Annotated in this window: 15 protein-coding genes and 1 pseudogene; 10 read left to right on the top strand and 6 right to left on the bottom strand. The window is 54.2% G+C overall.

Annotation, left to right across the window (positions count from 1 at the left end; all coding sequences use genetic code 11):
* Positions 1-68 precede the first annotated feature (68 nt).
* The 7 genes from LOY56_RS09330 to LOY56_RS09300 all read left to right on the top strand — a co-directional run bounded on the left by LOY56_RS09330 (position 69) and on the right by LOY56_RS09300 (position 6418).
* A complete protein-coding gene (locus tag LOY56_RS09330) occupies positions 69-773 on the top strand; it encodes a murein L,D-transpeptidase catalytic domain family protein (protein ID WP_258621218.1) in 705 nt (234 codons plus the stop codon).
* Between the two features lie 144 nt (positions 774-917).
* Positions 918-2711, top strand: coding sequence for a copper resistance system multicopper oxidase (locus tag LOY56_RS09325; protein WP_258621217.1), 1794 nt, complete (start codon positions 918-920; stop codon positions 2709-2711).
* A gap of 10 nt (positions 2712-2721) precedes the next feature.
* Positions 2722-3612 carry a copper resistance protein B gene (locus LOY56_RS09320; protein ID WP_258621215.1) on the top strand — a complete coding sequence of 297 codons (891 nt, stop codon included), beginning with the start codon at positions 2722-2724 and terminating at the stop codon, positions 3610-3612.
* Between the two features lie 54 nt (positions 3613-3666).
* The gene (gene copC / locus LOY56_RS09315; RefSeq protein ID WP_258621213.1) at positions 3667-4050 is read left to right on the top strand and encodes a copper homeostasis periplasmic binding protein CopC; all 384 of its coding nucleotides are present in this window, start codon (positions 3667-3669) and stop codon (positions 4048-4050) included.
* 3 nt (positions 4051-4053) lie between these two features.
* Positions 4054-4977, top strand: coding sequence for a copper homeostasis membrane protein CopD (copD, locus tag LOY56_RS09310; RefSeq protein ID WP_258621212.1), 924 nt, complete (start codon positions 4054-4056; stop codon positions 4975-4977).
* 152 nt (positions 4978-5129) lie between these two features.
* Positions 5130-5471 (top strand): hypothetical protein, encoded by a 342-nt coding sequence (locus LOY56_RS09305; RefSeq protein ID WP_258621210.1) that lies wholly within the window; start codon positions 5130-5132, stop codon positions 5469-5471.
* Positions 5472-5626: 155 nt separating this feature from the next.
* Complete coding sequence (locus LOY56_RS09300; RefSeq protein ID WP_258621208.1) at positions 5627-6418, top strand: transporter substrate-binding domain-containing protein; 792 nt, start codon at positions 5627-5629, stop codon at positions 6416-6418.
* Positions 6419-6549: 131 nt separating this feature from the next.
* Here the strand turns inward: LOY56_RS09300 and LOY56_RS09295 are convergent, their stop codons facing one another.
* From LOY56_RS09295 to LOY56_RS09285, 3 genes are all read right to left on the bottom strand, one after another.
* Positions 6550-6747: a hypothetical protein gene (locus LOY56_RS09295; protein WP_258621206.1), complete on the bottom strand. Its 198-nt coding sequence runs from the start codon at positions 6745-6747 to the stop codon at positions 6550-6552.
* A gap of 156 nt (positions 6748-6903) precedes the next feature.
* Positions 6904-7359, bottom strand: a complete 456-nt coding sequence (locus LOY56_RS09290; RefSeq protein WP_258621204.1) for a type VI secretion system amidase immunity protein Tai4 — start codon at positions 7357-7359, stop codon at positions 6904-6906.
* Complete coding sequence (locus LOY56_RS09285; protein WP_258621202.1) at positions 7359-7859, bottom strand: type VI secretion system amidase effector protein Tae4; 501 nt, start codon at positions 7857-7859, stop codon at positions 7359-7361. Before LOY56_RS09285 ends, LOY56_RS09290 begins: the two co-directional genes overlap by 1 nt.
* A gap of 361 nt (positions 7860-8220) precedes the next feature.
* On the opposite strand from LOY56_RS09285, the gene LOY56_RS09280 reads away from it, so the two are divergent.
* Positions 8221-8358, top strand: coding sequence for a hypothetical protein (locus tag LOY56_RS09280; protein ID WP_258621200.1), 138 nt, complete (start codon positions 8221-8223; stop codon positions 8356-8358).
* Positions 8359-8480: 122 nt separating this feature from the next.
* On the opposite strand, the gene LOY56_RS09275 is transcribed toward LOY56_RS09280, so the two are convergent.
* Positions 8481-8747 (bottom strand): hypothetical protein, encoded by a 267-nt coding sequence (locus tag LOY56_RS09275; RefSeq protein ID WP_258621199.1) that lies wholly within the window; start codon positions 8745-8747, stop codon positions 8481-8483.
* Positions 8748-8784: 37 nt separating this feature from the next.
* Positions 8785-9156: a DUF6124 family protein gene (locus tag LOY56_RS09270; RefSeq protein ID WP_258621198.1), complete on the bottom strand. Its 372-nt coding sequence runs from the start codon at positions 9154-9156 to the stop codon at positions 8785-8787.
* A gap of 876 nt (positions 9157-10032) precedes the next feature.
* Here LOY56_RS09270 and LOY56_RS09265 point away from each other — a divergent pair.
* A complete protein-coding gene (locus tag LOY56_RS09265; RefSeq protein ID WP_258621196.1) occupies positions 10033-10608 on the top strand; it encodes a hypothetical protein in 576 nt (191 codons plus the stop codon).
* Between the two features lie 191 nt (positions 10609-10799).
* Here LOY56_RS09265 and LOY56_RS09260 read toward each other — a convergent pair.
* Positions 10800-10978 (bottom strand): annotated as a pseudogene (locus LOY56_RS09260) (lysis protein); the annotation flags it as partial.
* A gap of 363 nt (positions 10979-11341) precedes the next feature.
* Here LOY56_RS09260 and LOY56_RS09255 point away from each other — a divergent pair.
* The gene (locus LOY56_RS09255; protein WP_258621194.1) at positions 11342-13042 is read left to right on the top strand and encodes an AIPR family protein; all 1701 of its coding nucleotides are present in this window, start codon (positions 11342-11344) and stop codon (positions 13040-13042) included.
* Positions 13043-13644 lie beyond the last annotated feature (602 nt).

Genomic DNA, 13644 nt, shown 5'->3' with positions numbered 1-13644 from the left:
TCTCTCGTTTTCAACCGGCTAGCGTCGTGCACGCTGCTAGACTCGAAACAATCAGATGAGACTTGCATATGGCCCCAGACCGCTTCGGCTTTTTAATGACGGCCCTGTTGCTGACCGCTTTTACATTACCGGCAGCCTACGCCGATTCGCTTGAAGCCGCGCTGATCAAAGCGGCCCCCAATGCCAACGCCAAGGTAATCGCCCTGGCCGTACGCGCTTCCCAATGCAGCCGGGCTAAAAGTGCGGCTCCGGTGCAAAGACTAGCAGTGATCGATTATTCCCTGCCCTCGACCGCGCAGCGTCTTTGGGTGTTCGACCTTAAACAACGCAAATTGTTGTTCCATGAACTGGTCGCCCACGGTCGCAACAGCGGCGAAAACATGGCCCGTCAGTTCTCCAACCGCAATGCCAGCTTCGCCACTAGTCTGGGTTTGTACCGAACCCAGTCCAGCTATGTCGGGCAGAACGGTTATTCGTTGCGCATGGAAGGTCTGGAGCCGGGATTCAACGACAACGCTTTCGAGCGGGCAATCGTTATTCATGGCGCGCCGTATGTCAGTCCCGACCTGGCCCGAGCGAATGGCCGGATCGGCAGAAGCCTGGGTTGCCCGGCAGTGAGGCCTGCGATTGCGCATCAGCTGATCGACTCGATGAAGGATGGGCAGCTGTTGTTTTCTTACTATCCAGATCAGCGCTGGTTGAAATCTTCTTCGTATATCAATTGCGGTAACGCCACCGTGGCGGACTCGGCCAGGCTGACTGGAAATCAATGAACACAGATTGAAACTGTCAGAAATGTAATCTTGGCCTCAGTCTGCTGAAAGGCGCCACTCGTTAGCCTCGTCTCATAGAAGTTCTCTCCCTCCGCTCAGGATGGACGTGAGGGCTACATCAGGCTGACGGGCGGGAAAAACGGCATGCATTCCAACACCTCAAGACGCACCTTCGTGAAGGGCCTGGCCGCTGGCGGAGTCCTCGCTGGCTTCGGGCTGTGGCGCACGCCGGTCTGGGCGGTCACCAGCCCCGGCGAACCGAACGTGCTGGCCGGCACCGACTTCGACCTGCTCATCGGCGAAACCCCGGTCAACATCACCGGCAACCCTCGAACCGCGATGACCATCAACGGCGGCATTCCCGGTCCCCTGCTGCGCTGGCGTGAAGGCGACACCGTCACCCTGCGGGTAAAAAACAAACTCAAGGACAGCACCTCGATTCACTGGCACGGCATCTTGCTGCCCGCCAACATGGACGGCGTGCCGGGTCTGAGTTTTCACGGCATCGAGCCAGATGGGATGTACGTCTACCAGTTCAAAGTCCGGCAGAACGGCACTTACTGGTACCACAGCCATTCGGGTTTTCAGGAACAGTCCGGTGTTTACGGGCCATTGGTGATCGATGCCAAGGATCCGGAGCCATTCCAGTACGACCGCGACTATGTAGTGATGCTCACCGACTGGACCGACGAAGACGCCGTCGGCCTGATGAATAAACTCAAGAAACAATCGGATTACTACAACTACCACAAGCGTACCGTGGGCGATTTCATCCACGACGTCAGCGAGAAAGGCTGGGGCTCGACGGTGGCCGATCGCAAGATGTGGGCCGAGATGAAGATGAACCCCACCGATCTGGCTGACGTCAGCGGCGCCACTTACACCTACTTGATGAACGGCCAGGCGCCGAACATGAACTGGACGGGCGTATTCCGCCCCGGCGAAAAGCTGCGACTGCGGTTCATCAACGGCTCGTCAATGACCTACTTCGACGTGCGCATCCCAGGCCTGAAAATGACCGTGATCGCGGCGGATGGCCAACACGTCAAACCGGTGAGCGTCGACGAGTTCCGTATCGCGGTGGCGGAGACGTTCGATGTGATCGTCGAGCCGACCCAGGACGCCTACACCCTGTTCGCGCAGTCGATGGATCGAACGGGGTTTGCCCGAGGCACGCTTGCGGCGAAAGCCGGGTTGTCGGCGCCGGTGCCACCGCTGGATCCGCGACCGCTGGTGACCATGGATGACATGGGCATGGGCGGGATGGATCACGGCAGCATGGGCGGCGACATGGCGGGGATGGATCACAGTGCCACGCAAGGCATGACGGGCATGGACGGCGGTGACATCCAGGGCATGGACAACATGGCCGGGATGGATCATAGCAGCATGGCCATGGGCGGCATGGCCGGTATGCAATCCCATCCAAACACGGAAAAAGACAACCCGCTGGTGGACATGCAAGCCATGACCACCTCGCCAAAACTCGACGACCCGGGCCTGGGCTTGCGCGACAACGGCCGCCGCGTGCTGACCTACTCCGACCTGCGCAGCACCTTCGAAGACCCGGACGGCCGCGAGCCCGGTCGCACCATCGAGTTGCACCTGACCGGCCACATGGAGAAATTCGCCTGGTCGTTCAACGGCGTGAAATTCTCCGATGCCGAACCGCTGCGACTTAAGTACGGCGAGCGAATCCGGGTGGTGCTGGTCAACGACACGATGATGACTCACCCCATTCACCTGCACGGCATGTGGAGCGACCTCGAAGACGAGAACGGCCAGTTCATGGTGCGCAAACACACCATCGACATGCCGCCGGGATCAAAGCGCAGCTACCGGGTCACCGCCGACGCGCTCGGCCGCTGGGCCTATCACTGCCATCTCCTTTATCACATGGAAATGGGCATGTTCCGTGAAGTTCGCGTGGAAGAATGAGGCGCTACCCATGACCAGATTGATTCGCTCTACCCGCCTCGCTTTGGCGCTCACTGGCCTCACGGTCTCTTCGGCGATGGCCGCTACCGGTGACATGCAGGGCATGGACCATAGCCAGATGTCGGGCATGGATCACAGCCAAATGCAGAGCATGGACGATGGCCAGATGCAGCCCGCCGCGCCGACCCAAAGCCGCACGCCGATCCCGGCATTGACCGACGCCGACCGCGCCGCCGTCTACGTCAGCCCCGCCGGCCACGCCGTGCATGACACCGCACTCAACTATTACTTCCTCGCCGACAAACTCGAGTGGCAGGACGCCGACGACGGCAGCGCGTTGGCCTGGGATCTGTCCGGGTGGATCGGCGGCGACATCGATCGCCTGTGGCTGCGCTCCGAAGGCGAGCGCGTCAATGGCAAAACCGAAGACGCGGAAATCCAGGCCCTTTGGGGTCATGCGATCAGCCCATGGTGGGACGTGGTGACCGGCGTGCGCCAGGATTTCAAACCCGGCGATCCGCAAACCTGGGCCGCATTCGGCGTGCAAGGCATGGCGCTGTACAACTTCGAAACCGAAGCCACCGCCTTCATCGGCGAAGGTGGCCAGACCGCCGCACGCCTTGAAGGTGACTACGACATCCTGCTCACCAACCGACTGATTTTGCAGCCGACCGCCGAGCTCAACGTCTATGGCAAAAACGACCCGCAACGGGGCATCGGCTCCGGGCTGTCCAACACCGAAGCCGGCCTGCGATTGCGCTATGAAATCCGTCGGGAATTCGCGCCCTACATCGGCGTGACCTGGAACCGCACCTATGGCAAAACCGCCGATTACGCCAGGGACGAAGGCGAGGACCGCAGCGAAGCCCGCCTCGTCGTCGGCGTTCGGCTGTGGTTCTAATGTATTAACTCAAAAACCTAAAAACCAACCGCTTAAAGCGGTAAGAGGCCTTGCATGCGCACAATCAAAACCATCGCTGTTGCCATCGCACTTTCCACCGGGCTGTTCATGAGCGCACTGGCTCAAGCCCATCCGAAACTGCTCTCCTCTACCCCGGCTGAAGGCGCGGAAGGCGCAGCACCGAGCACTATCGAACTGCGCTTCTCCGAAAACCTCGTGACCCAATTCTCCGGCGCCAAACTGGTCATGACCGCCATGCCCGGCATGGCCCACTCGCCCATGCCAATGAAGGCCAAAGTCTCCGGCGGCAGCGACCCGAAAACCATGGTTATCACCCCGCTCTCGCCGCTGCCCACCGGCAGCTACAGAGTCGAATGGCGCGCCGTGTCTTCGGACACTCACCCGATCACCGGCAACGTTACGTTCAAAGTGAAGTGATGGATGAGCGACTCAATCAGCATTGCCCTGCGCTTTGCGTTGTATGTGGATTTGATGCTGTTGTTTGGCGTGGCGCTTTTTGGGCTGTACAGCCTTAAAGGGCGGGAGCGGATGTCGGGCGCAGTGTTGCCGTTCCGGTCGATGTTGGCGGGGACGGCAGTGCTGGGTGCGGTGTTGTCCGCTGCCAGCATGTTGATGATGGCGAGTGCAATGAGCGGGGAATCGGACTTCGCCGAACTTCGTCCACACATCGAGATGATGGTGTTTGAGACGGACGTGGGTCTGGCTTGGGTGGTTCGCATCGTTGCGCTACTGACTGCCGGTTTGGCGGTGATGCTCCGTGCGCCTGGTTTCAGCTTGTTAATCGCAGCTTTTGCCGGCGGTATCGCCCTCTCCAGCCTGGCCTGGAACGGACATGGCGCGATGGATGAAGGCAGTCGTCGTGATTGGCATTTCGCGGTAGACATTCTGCACCTCCTGGTGGCGGGGGCGTGGCTGGGTGCATTGGTGGCGTTTGCGCTGATGGCGAAAATCAATGCACTGCGAACCGAAGCGCACATCAGGTTACTGGCCCGCGCGGTTAATCGATTTGAGGTGATTGGCGCGGTCATCGTGGTGGTCATCACGGTGACGGGGGTTGTGAATTATCTGTTCATCGTCGGGCCGAAACTGGATGAAGTTTTTCTCACTACTTATGGGGTTTTGCTGTTCATCAAAGTGGTGCTGTTTGCCGGGATGCTCGTGCTTGCCGCGTTGAATCGGTTTCACCTTGGGCCGTTTCTGGAGCGATCGTTGCAGGACGGGCAATACACGGTCGCCGCCAATGCGTTGCGGCGTAGTGTGGTGGTGGAATTGGCGGCGGCGGTGGTGATTGTGGGGTTGGTGGCTTGGTTGGGGACGTTGAGTCCGGAGATGGGCGCCCTGTAGGGAAATGAAAACATCCGATGACCGGCCAGAGCAGTCAGTGGACAGGGTAAGAGTCCTTTACTAGCGTCTAATCACCAGATTTCAAGCCATAGGGTTCAACACCCAAGCGCCAAGGTGAAAAAGAGGCGCACTTATCGAAAAGGAGATCGAAAATGGCTGAAATAATGAAGGTAGTGGATGTCGACTTAAAAATACTTAAATCAAACCCACCGCAGCTACACATATCGGCAATTGGCCTTGTGAATTCTGGTGGATGGACAAACCCGAGACTGGAGCCGCGGATTTACATTCAGTTCCCGCCAGACGGCATTCAAGACTTCGATTTTGTTGCTGATCCGCCCCAAGGAGCTGCTATACAGGTCATCCTTCCCATCGACGCATCAAAACTTTGGAAAGAGCCGCCACTCGATAAACTCAAGGGAGTAAGAGTCCACTCTGCCAGCAACTCGATTGAAGCGCATCTTAAGAGTTCGAAGTCCGTGGCTTGTGGATAAACAACTCATGTGAAGGGATACGTGTCGGGCCTTGCCTGACACGTACCATGCGCTGGAGTGAATGGGGTAATTGGGACAGTGGATGACAGTCAAGAAGTGCTTTCACTACACTGACTACCGCTTGAACCCCACTCCATCACAAAAGCCCGATAACAATGAAAACCATAAAAAGCACAATGATGCTCTGTGGCCTGCTCGCGTTAGCCAGCGGCGTTCAGGCAGAGCAAAGCCCTTCCCATCTGGACACCGTCCTGCAACAAGGCCAACTTCGCGTTTGCACGACCGGCGACTACAAACCCTATACCTTCAAAGGTGAAGACGGCGAATACTCGGGAATCGACATCGCCATGGCCCGCTCGCTGGCCGACAGCCTCGGCGTCAAAGTTGAGTGGGTCCAGACCACCTGGAAAACCCTGATGCCCGACATGCTCGCGGGCAAATGCGACATCGGCGTCGGCGGCATCTCCGTCACCCTGGAACGCCAGAAAAAAAACTTCTTCAGCACCACGCTGGACGTCGACGGCAAAATCCCACTAGTGCGCTGCGAAAACCAGGCGCAATACCAGACCATCGAACAAATCAACCAACCTTCGGTTCGCCTGGTCGAACCGGCCGGCGGCACTAACGAAGCCTTCGTCCACGCCTTCCTGCCCAAGGCGCAATTGAAGCTTCACGACAACGTGACCATCTTCCAGGAACTGCTGGATAAGAAGGCTGACGTGATGATTACCGATGCTTCGGAAGCGCTGTACCAGCAGAAACTCAAACCGGGTTTGTGCGCGGTCAACCCGACGCAATACATGCAATATGGGGAGAAGGCTTATCTGCTGCCGCGTGATGATATTAGCTGGAAGTTGTATGTCGATCAGTGGCTGCACCTGGCCAAGGTGACGGGGAATTACCAGAAAATTTTGGGTCAGTGGATTGCGGTGCCAGAGGCGAAATAGCCCGCTGCTATTCATTCCATGTAGCAGCTGGCGAAGCCTGCGTTCGATTGCGCAGCAGTCGCAAAATCAGAACTCGCGATGCATCAGGCAGATCACGCAACGGCGGAAGCATTTCAGCCGTTGCGTCATCTTTAATCGTGCAGCAAGCCTGAGCTGTATTCATTGAAGCTGTTGCCGATAGCGCTCCCGCCAAGGTTTAACTTGTTGGCGCTATGGCCATCGAACTGTTGGCAGGCTTCTGAAAAACACGTGCTGGTGCTCACGCCCGAACAGGCGCTCAGGAGCACTGCACTGGAGATCATCACGACTTTGAAGAGGTTCGAGATCATTTTTCAGTTTCCTGTGGGGTGGAAGCGTGGTGACACGATCTTAGGTGAGCATCCTACGCCGCGAGCCTGCCAAACTTGATGAAACATTGCAGAGCGACAGCATGGGTTCAGCTGCCATCATCGTTACGGCTGCTCATTGTCAATCGCGGTGCAGGGTCAATCCTTTTGGGGTCGTGGCGGGTTGTCCTGACGATAGGTATGCTCAGGATTGATGACCAATTGCCTGACCTGGCTGTCCAACTCTTTGCTGTGATACAGGTCCAGGCATTTGAGCAGCTCAAAGCGAACACCTTGACGCTCTGATTCGACCAGTAGATTGTGATAATCACGAGCCAGAAACTGGTCAACCAGAGGCCTACCGGCTTGAGGTGCTTGCTCCAGATCGAAATAGGTCCAGTCCATAAGCGCACTGGCACTGCTTCCGGCGTCCTGGGCGGCTTCAGGTTCGCTCTTGTAAGCTGTAGCGATGCAGTCTGCCAGCACCATATCCTTGTAATTTTGCGCGTAGGTGCGCCCGCCTGCCTGTGGGGAGTTGGTCGGATCATCCTTGGACCAACTGCTGGAAGGTGCGGCTGCCCAAGCCAGTACCAAGACCGCAGTCAAATACTTCATCAAGACAAACTCCAGAAGTTTGCGCGGTCGGTTTGATAGTTCATACCCGGCTCATTGAAATAGCAGTGGTCATAACACATTCTGCCGTCAAACAATGTGGCATGCCCCTGAGCGTCCGACCAGCCAGAAACTTCAAACAAAATAAGACCTTTCCGGCCCGCCAGGGTGCCGCCATTTGCGGCCGGGTATCTGACCGTCTCGGCACTTCCCCATTGCTGTTCCAGATAGGCAATCAGGCTTTTGACGCGATAAAAGTACCAGCGCTTGTCAGCGCCAGACACGGTTTCGCCAACTATTCGCGGTATGAGTGAACCGGAGTAATTGAGGATATAACTCATACGCACCGCGCACGTGTTGACCCATCTTAAGGCCGGATCACGGCTGTTAATGTTCATTGCAACATTGCCGCCAATGACTGTCGCAACTTTTTCAGATGGATTGATGGTGTCGTAAATCCGTTGAGAAGCCGCCCACGCGCTAGAAAATGAGGGTCGAATCATGTTTCATCCTTGAGTTTAGAAAGCAGAAATCTGCGGCAGTTTAATCCTTCATGCTTGAGATGACATAGACCTGAATGACGGGGTCATGAAGGTGTGTTGCCCTGAAGGCTCCAGAAGATGAAGCAAATGGGCGACCTCTTCAGATCCCCCATTTTCATTGCGGCGACTACACCTGCGCGAAATCCTGCAACAGCAACGCATCACGACTGATGCCCTCGCCCAGACAAACTGTCAAAAGAGTAACGTCCTACACGACACTAGGAATCGTCCGTACTCTCAACCATTGCTACGCCTCTGTCACGAGGTACACCATCAATCCCATAAGCTGGTCAGCATGAATCCACGTCGTTCGGAGAAACCGATGACCACCACGAAAAAAACCGACAAGCCCCGCCGAAAGGTCATTTATAAAGAGTCGACGTTCCTGAATGTTCGGGAAGCAGCGCGTGATGGGCAGAAAGTGTTCGATACGTTTGTGATCACTGGCAAGCTCAACTAACTGTTTAAAAAAATCCCGGCGCTGACTGGGTTTCTATGATTACCACATACCCAATCGCGTTTTCTTGATGCATAAAAAGGGCGCCCCCTCAGGAACGCCTTCTTCTATCAGAACAACAACGCCTAAACCTGCGCCTGCAACCGCCGCCCTACTACATCCAGCAAATCGCAGCCATCGCGCAGCGGAATCGCCAACACCCGCGCGAAGTCCTGCAGGAGCAATGCGTCACGACTGATGCCTTCACCCAGAGAAAGGGTTTCCAGCAGCTGCGTCACGGTGCGGATGCGGTATGCGGCCGTGTCGTGCAACACGTCGACGGGTGCTTCGGTGTCGATCAACAGCGACGGAATTGCGCAGTCGATGCCGGTGATTGGCATGTATCGAGCCATGGCTTTGAATCTCCATTAGGTAAACAAGCGTGGCCGCTTAGGCTTGGCTAGCGGATGGAATCTCGGTCTCACCGTCGGGCGGCTCAAGATTATCCAGGGCTCGGTTTACCAATAACTCACCGACTACTGCTAATTGCTGAATCGATAGCGCGAGACTGCGGTGTGAACCTTCGAGTTCGCAGGCCAGGTCGGTGGTTAGGACGTTTAGGGACGCGAGGGTTTCGCAGGCGTGGCTTAACAGGGTTTCTGTATCGACGTTTGGCAGGATGGTGAAAACGTGGCTGACCGGGTCGGCGTGGTTTGGGTTACGAAGGCGTTTGCTGACAGCGCGTTGAGTGGCTTTGGAGAGCTCATCGAGAGGGTCGGAAACGGTTGAGATTTCGGGGGGATTTGGAGTGATTTTCTTCATTGCTTTGTTCCTAGAATTAAATTAAGGAACTGCCAGCATCACTTCCACATGATGGGTGGCAGCTGTACGCAGGTGTGGAAGACCGGGGATCTAGGAACCCGGCGCACCCGAAAGTGCCCCGCGCACAGCCGCCATAATTTAACAGCAGACGAGAAAAAAGCGCCCGCTGAAATTTAGGTGGCGCTTGTGCGCCTAGATCTTGTGAAGGGCTTCCACACCCTTGTCGCTGATTTTGCAGCGACGGGGAGAAGGTTATCTGGGTGGTTGGAGGAGTGCAAGGTGGGCGATGGCGACGCGGGTTGCGGGAAATCTCCGACATTGGCGTGATGCCATAAACAGAATGATATTGCACGTAGTATTGAAGGCCTTACGCTGACCCTGCGCGATGCTCGACAGTTCGATCTCATCGAGGCAGGACGGATGATTCTCGGGGTCATCTACAAGCCAATTGACAATTTTGATATGTATCGCACCTTGGTCGATGTGGCGCAGGTCGCGCTAGAAGGTCGCAGCCTGAGCGTCTACGAAAAGTGCGGCCGTTTATGGATCTGGCTAAGCTCAGAACCTGCCCCGTTTGCCTCTACCGCTTTAACCGAAGTGACGATTGCGCGACTTGCTCCGGACAAGGCTTCGTCATTAAGCGGCCAAGGCCTAGTCTACGCCGAAAGCACAGCCGGAGGGCTTGACCATGGTCGGACGTCTTTCCCAATACACCGCATAAGCAGCTAATGCGAACTAGTCCAGGACACGAAAATAGCCATCCAAGAAAAGTAAAATTATTAACCGCGCTCTTTACTTCAGCTTGACATCATTTAGCCATCGACTAAAGTTTTCTCTTGCAGGGTCGCTTCTCAATTTTTTTACAAGGAAAGTCCTATGAAAAAAATGACACTATTTCTTGCTGTGTTAACTCTCGGTGGCTGCACCACTTTTACTTCCCCCGCACGAAAAAGCTCAGTAGATCTAAGTCAAGCTAGCTGGATTGATTATGACGGAACGCGACGAGGAGCGATCCTTATACCGGAAACATCAAAAGTCAGAACTTGCTCAGAACCATCCCCTGACGTAGCACTTAACTTGATCACCAAGTTAAGTGGGACAATTAAAAAAGTCGAAGTCGGTGAAGCCAATGGAAATGCTGAATTTAATTCTTCTGTGGTAAAACTGGCCGAGCGTACGCAAATGATTATGTTCCTGAGAGAGTCTCTATATAGATTGTGCGAACAGTCACTGGCTCGTGACTATACAAACACAGAACTGCTAACTGCCTTTAATAAAACCATAGATTCTGCGGTGAGAATTATTGATCTTGATAGGGCACAGGCAGATACCGACAGGGCCCAAGCAGAAACGGAAAAGGAGAAAGCTCAGACAGTGAACAAAGCCATAGAACGAGGTCTCCCCCCTGCGACACTGCAACAGCTAATGAATAAACAACTTACCCCTAAATAAGCCGAGAAAAGCGGGCACCTTGGATTAACAGTCTTTGATGAGGGTACTGTTGTTTCGTCCGAAGACAAGGTGGTCAGAGTGAATTTTCCGTGTTTTATGCACGGAGAGGGATCTTGGCTGAACTGCAGGGGACCATCTGCAGGGACGACGGCCGGGTTGGATGTTGACGCATCCATCCCGGCTGCTCTTTTTCACTTCGGAGTTAAGATTTCTTTGGCATAGGCCTGACAGGCCGCCAACGTGATCAGTCCTCGGTCGCCGGTATCGGTGATGCCGATAACTCGTTGAGCATGCGCTGGGTCAAGTTGGGCTCTTGTGGCGCCATGAACCATGCCGTCGGTTGTGGTGGCGGCGACACTGGGCCGCCGCTGGCGGCAGCGGTGGTGTCGAATAGGGGACCGTCACTCCCCGATGAGACGCATCTATGGATTCGTCCCTGCCTTCACTTGCGTGCCTTATCCCCTCGACACGCGCGCCTCCCCCCAATCCTGACAAACTCCGTCATCGCCTCCCCCTCATTCTATTTAGATATCTCCATGTCCCCAACAACCAAGTCAACCGCCACCCCAGCCCTCTCCCAGCAGCACGCTACGCGCCCACAGACGGACGAGAATATCGCTGCATTCGATATGCCCGAATCAACGATTGGCTGGAGCTTCGTGGTGGGAAGGGACGGATTGTGCTTCTTCACGAATCATGCCTAATATTGACCACCACATCTAGGGATAGAAATATGCACCTCGTAACGAAATCTTACTTTGATACTTTCTGCAAAGATTTTGGTGCTCCATATGAAGAGTCGAAAAACTTTGAGGCCTTTGTAAACTATTGTGCTTTCTCCAAATATTCTGGAGATAGAGTTGAAGCGAGTGACTTGGTCTATGAAGGTGCAGATCCCGGGATAGATGGTGCCCTGCTATTCCTCGATGATCGCGCTGTATTCTCACTGGAAGAACTAGATGAGATATTTGAAACGAGCAGGCGCGAATATAAAGTCACAATTGCCCTAATTCAAGCAAAAAGATCGGTGAATTGGTCGAAGCAAGAGATTGACTCTTTTGTTGCCGCCATCGTTGATTATTTATCAGAGGAACCAGCACAACCTCATAGCCCGTACTTAGCTACGTTCAAAGAAATGTTCAACAAAGTATTTGAAAACATCGGTCGAATTCGAGGTGGGTTGCCAGATCTTCACGCTTATTTCTTTTCCGCAGCACCAGACACGGACGCGGTCGAGATCAATGCTGCGTTCCAGGTCGGCGAAGCCGCACTGAAGAGAATGGGGTACTCCAACGAAACTCTTCTCGTTAAAGCCCATCGTGAGCTGATCCATGAGCTGTGGTTGTCGGCTGATGGGCCAATGGAGGCAAGACTACCAACTGTCGGCTATGCCCCATTCCCCGCCGCGCCCGATATTAATAATGCGTATGTCGCCACTGTAACTGCGCGAAATTTTATAGACTCCGTCCTCAAAGATCAAAACGGAAGTCCTCGAAAGAAACTGTTCGAAGAAAACGTGCGCGACTTCTTGGGAGTAGATGTCGAAGTCAACTCTGAAATTGCCGAAACATTAAATAGTGCGGACAAAAAGCAACGCTTTGGCCTTATGAACAATGGCATTACAATTGTAGCATCCAGCATTCGGCCAGCAGGACAAGAAATTTTCATTCGCGATTTCCAGATCGTGAATGGATGCCAAACCTCAAACATACTTATATCTTTAGACGAGCAAGTTGACAACACAGTAAGCCTGATGATTAAGCTTATTGAGGCCGACAAGCCATCAGTAATAGACGATATTGTCCGGGCAACAAATCGACAGTCAAAGGTAGAAGATGCGCAGTTTATATCTACACTAGACGCCCTGCGAGTTCTGGAACAATACTTTAACGCAAGAGGCGCAACAGAGGCGAATAGGATTTACTTTGAACGTCGCAAAGGACAGTATAGAGCGGAGAACGTTGCACCCGCGCGTATATTCGACGCGAGGGAAGTGGCACGCTGTTACGCCGCAGTAGTTATGATGCGCCCTGACTTATCAAGTAGGTATCCAAACAGATTAACAGGCGATCTTTTGAATGATGTTTTTTCTCAAGGCCGGCATGAGGAAGACTATTACACGGCCTGCTATATTTATTACCGCTTGAGGCTCCTCACAGGCAACAAGAGATTTGATGGCCGATACTCGAAGCTTCGCTGGCATGTAATGACAGCGGCATCTAAGTTTTGCGGAGCAATGTTCAAAGAGTTTGGTTGCAAAACAAAAAACGAAGCGCTGTACAACCTGTTCTCTGCTAATGACGGTGCTTGGTTTGATAGACTGGAACTCTTGATTAAAACCGCAATACCTGATCCAGATATTTCACGCGACTTGCTGAAGTCCCCCCCCCTCACGGCGACAGTGCTAGGAAATGTGGACTCTATAATAAATTAAAAGGCTGTCAGCCAAGTCAATGCGGCAAGCGTGCGAGCGCTTGCCGCATTTTTTTCGGACATTTATCAACAGTAAGTTCTGTTGAACTCGAAATTCTCTTTCCCTGAGGTCGTATCAGCATTGCTCACCTGTGAAATACGCTGAACGGCGAAAGAGCCCGCTCAGCCGGGGGGTTCAGGACAGGAGCTATCCTCGCTGAAACACGCCAAAAGCTTCAGCCTACGAGCTTTCACAAAATCAAACACTTGATAAAACCCTGTTTTTAAACGCTTCCCCTTGCAAATCAAGGCTTCTAGCGATCGGCTATTACCTTGACTTGGTCGTAAAACCGGGTAAAGCCGCTGCAGTTCTTTGCAATACCTTGCACTCCGTGTCGCCAGTTCATTAAGGGGAAAGACCACGATTTCAAGTCGTGGCCTCCGCTTACCGTCCTAACAGATAGCTAGGCATTCGCTCTTCAGCCATCCAACCCCATTCCTGATAAACTCCCATCCCTCGCCTTACCCACCTAGATACCCAATGTTCCCATCATTTGCTCCAAACACTTCACCAGCCCTCTCCCGCCGCTTCTCCGTCGCCCCGATGATGGATTGGGCGCACTA

The organism is Pseudomonas sp. B21-048 (genome assembly GCF_024748615.1).
Taxonomy (GTDB): domain Bacteria; phylum Pseudomonadota; class Gammaproteobacteria; order Pseudomonadales; family Pseudomonadaceae; genus Aquipseudomonas.
Note: the sequence above shows the minus strand (reverse complement) of the source record. Positions and strands in the feature narration are given on the sequence as shown.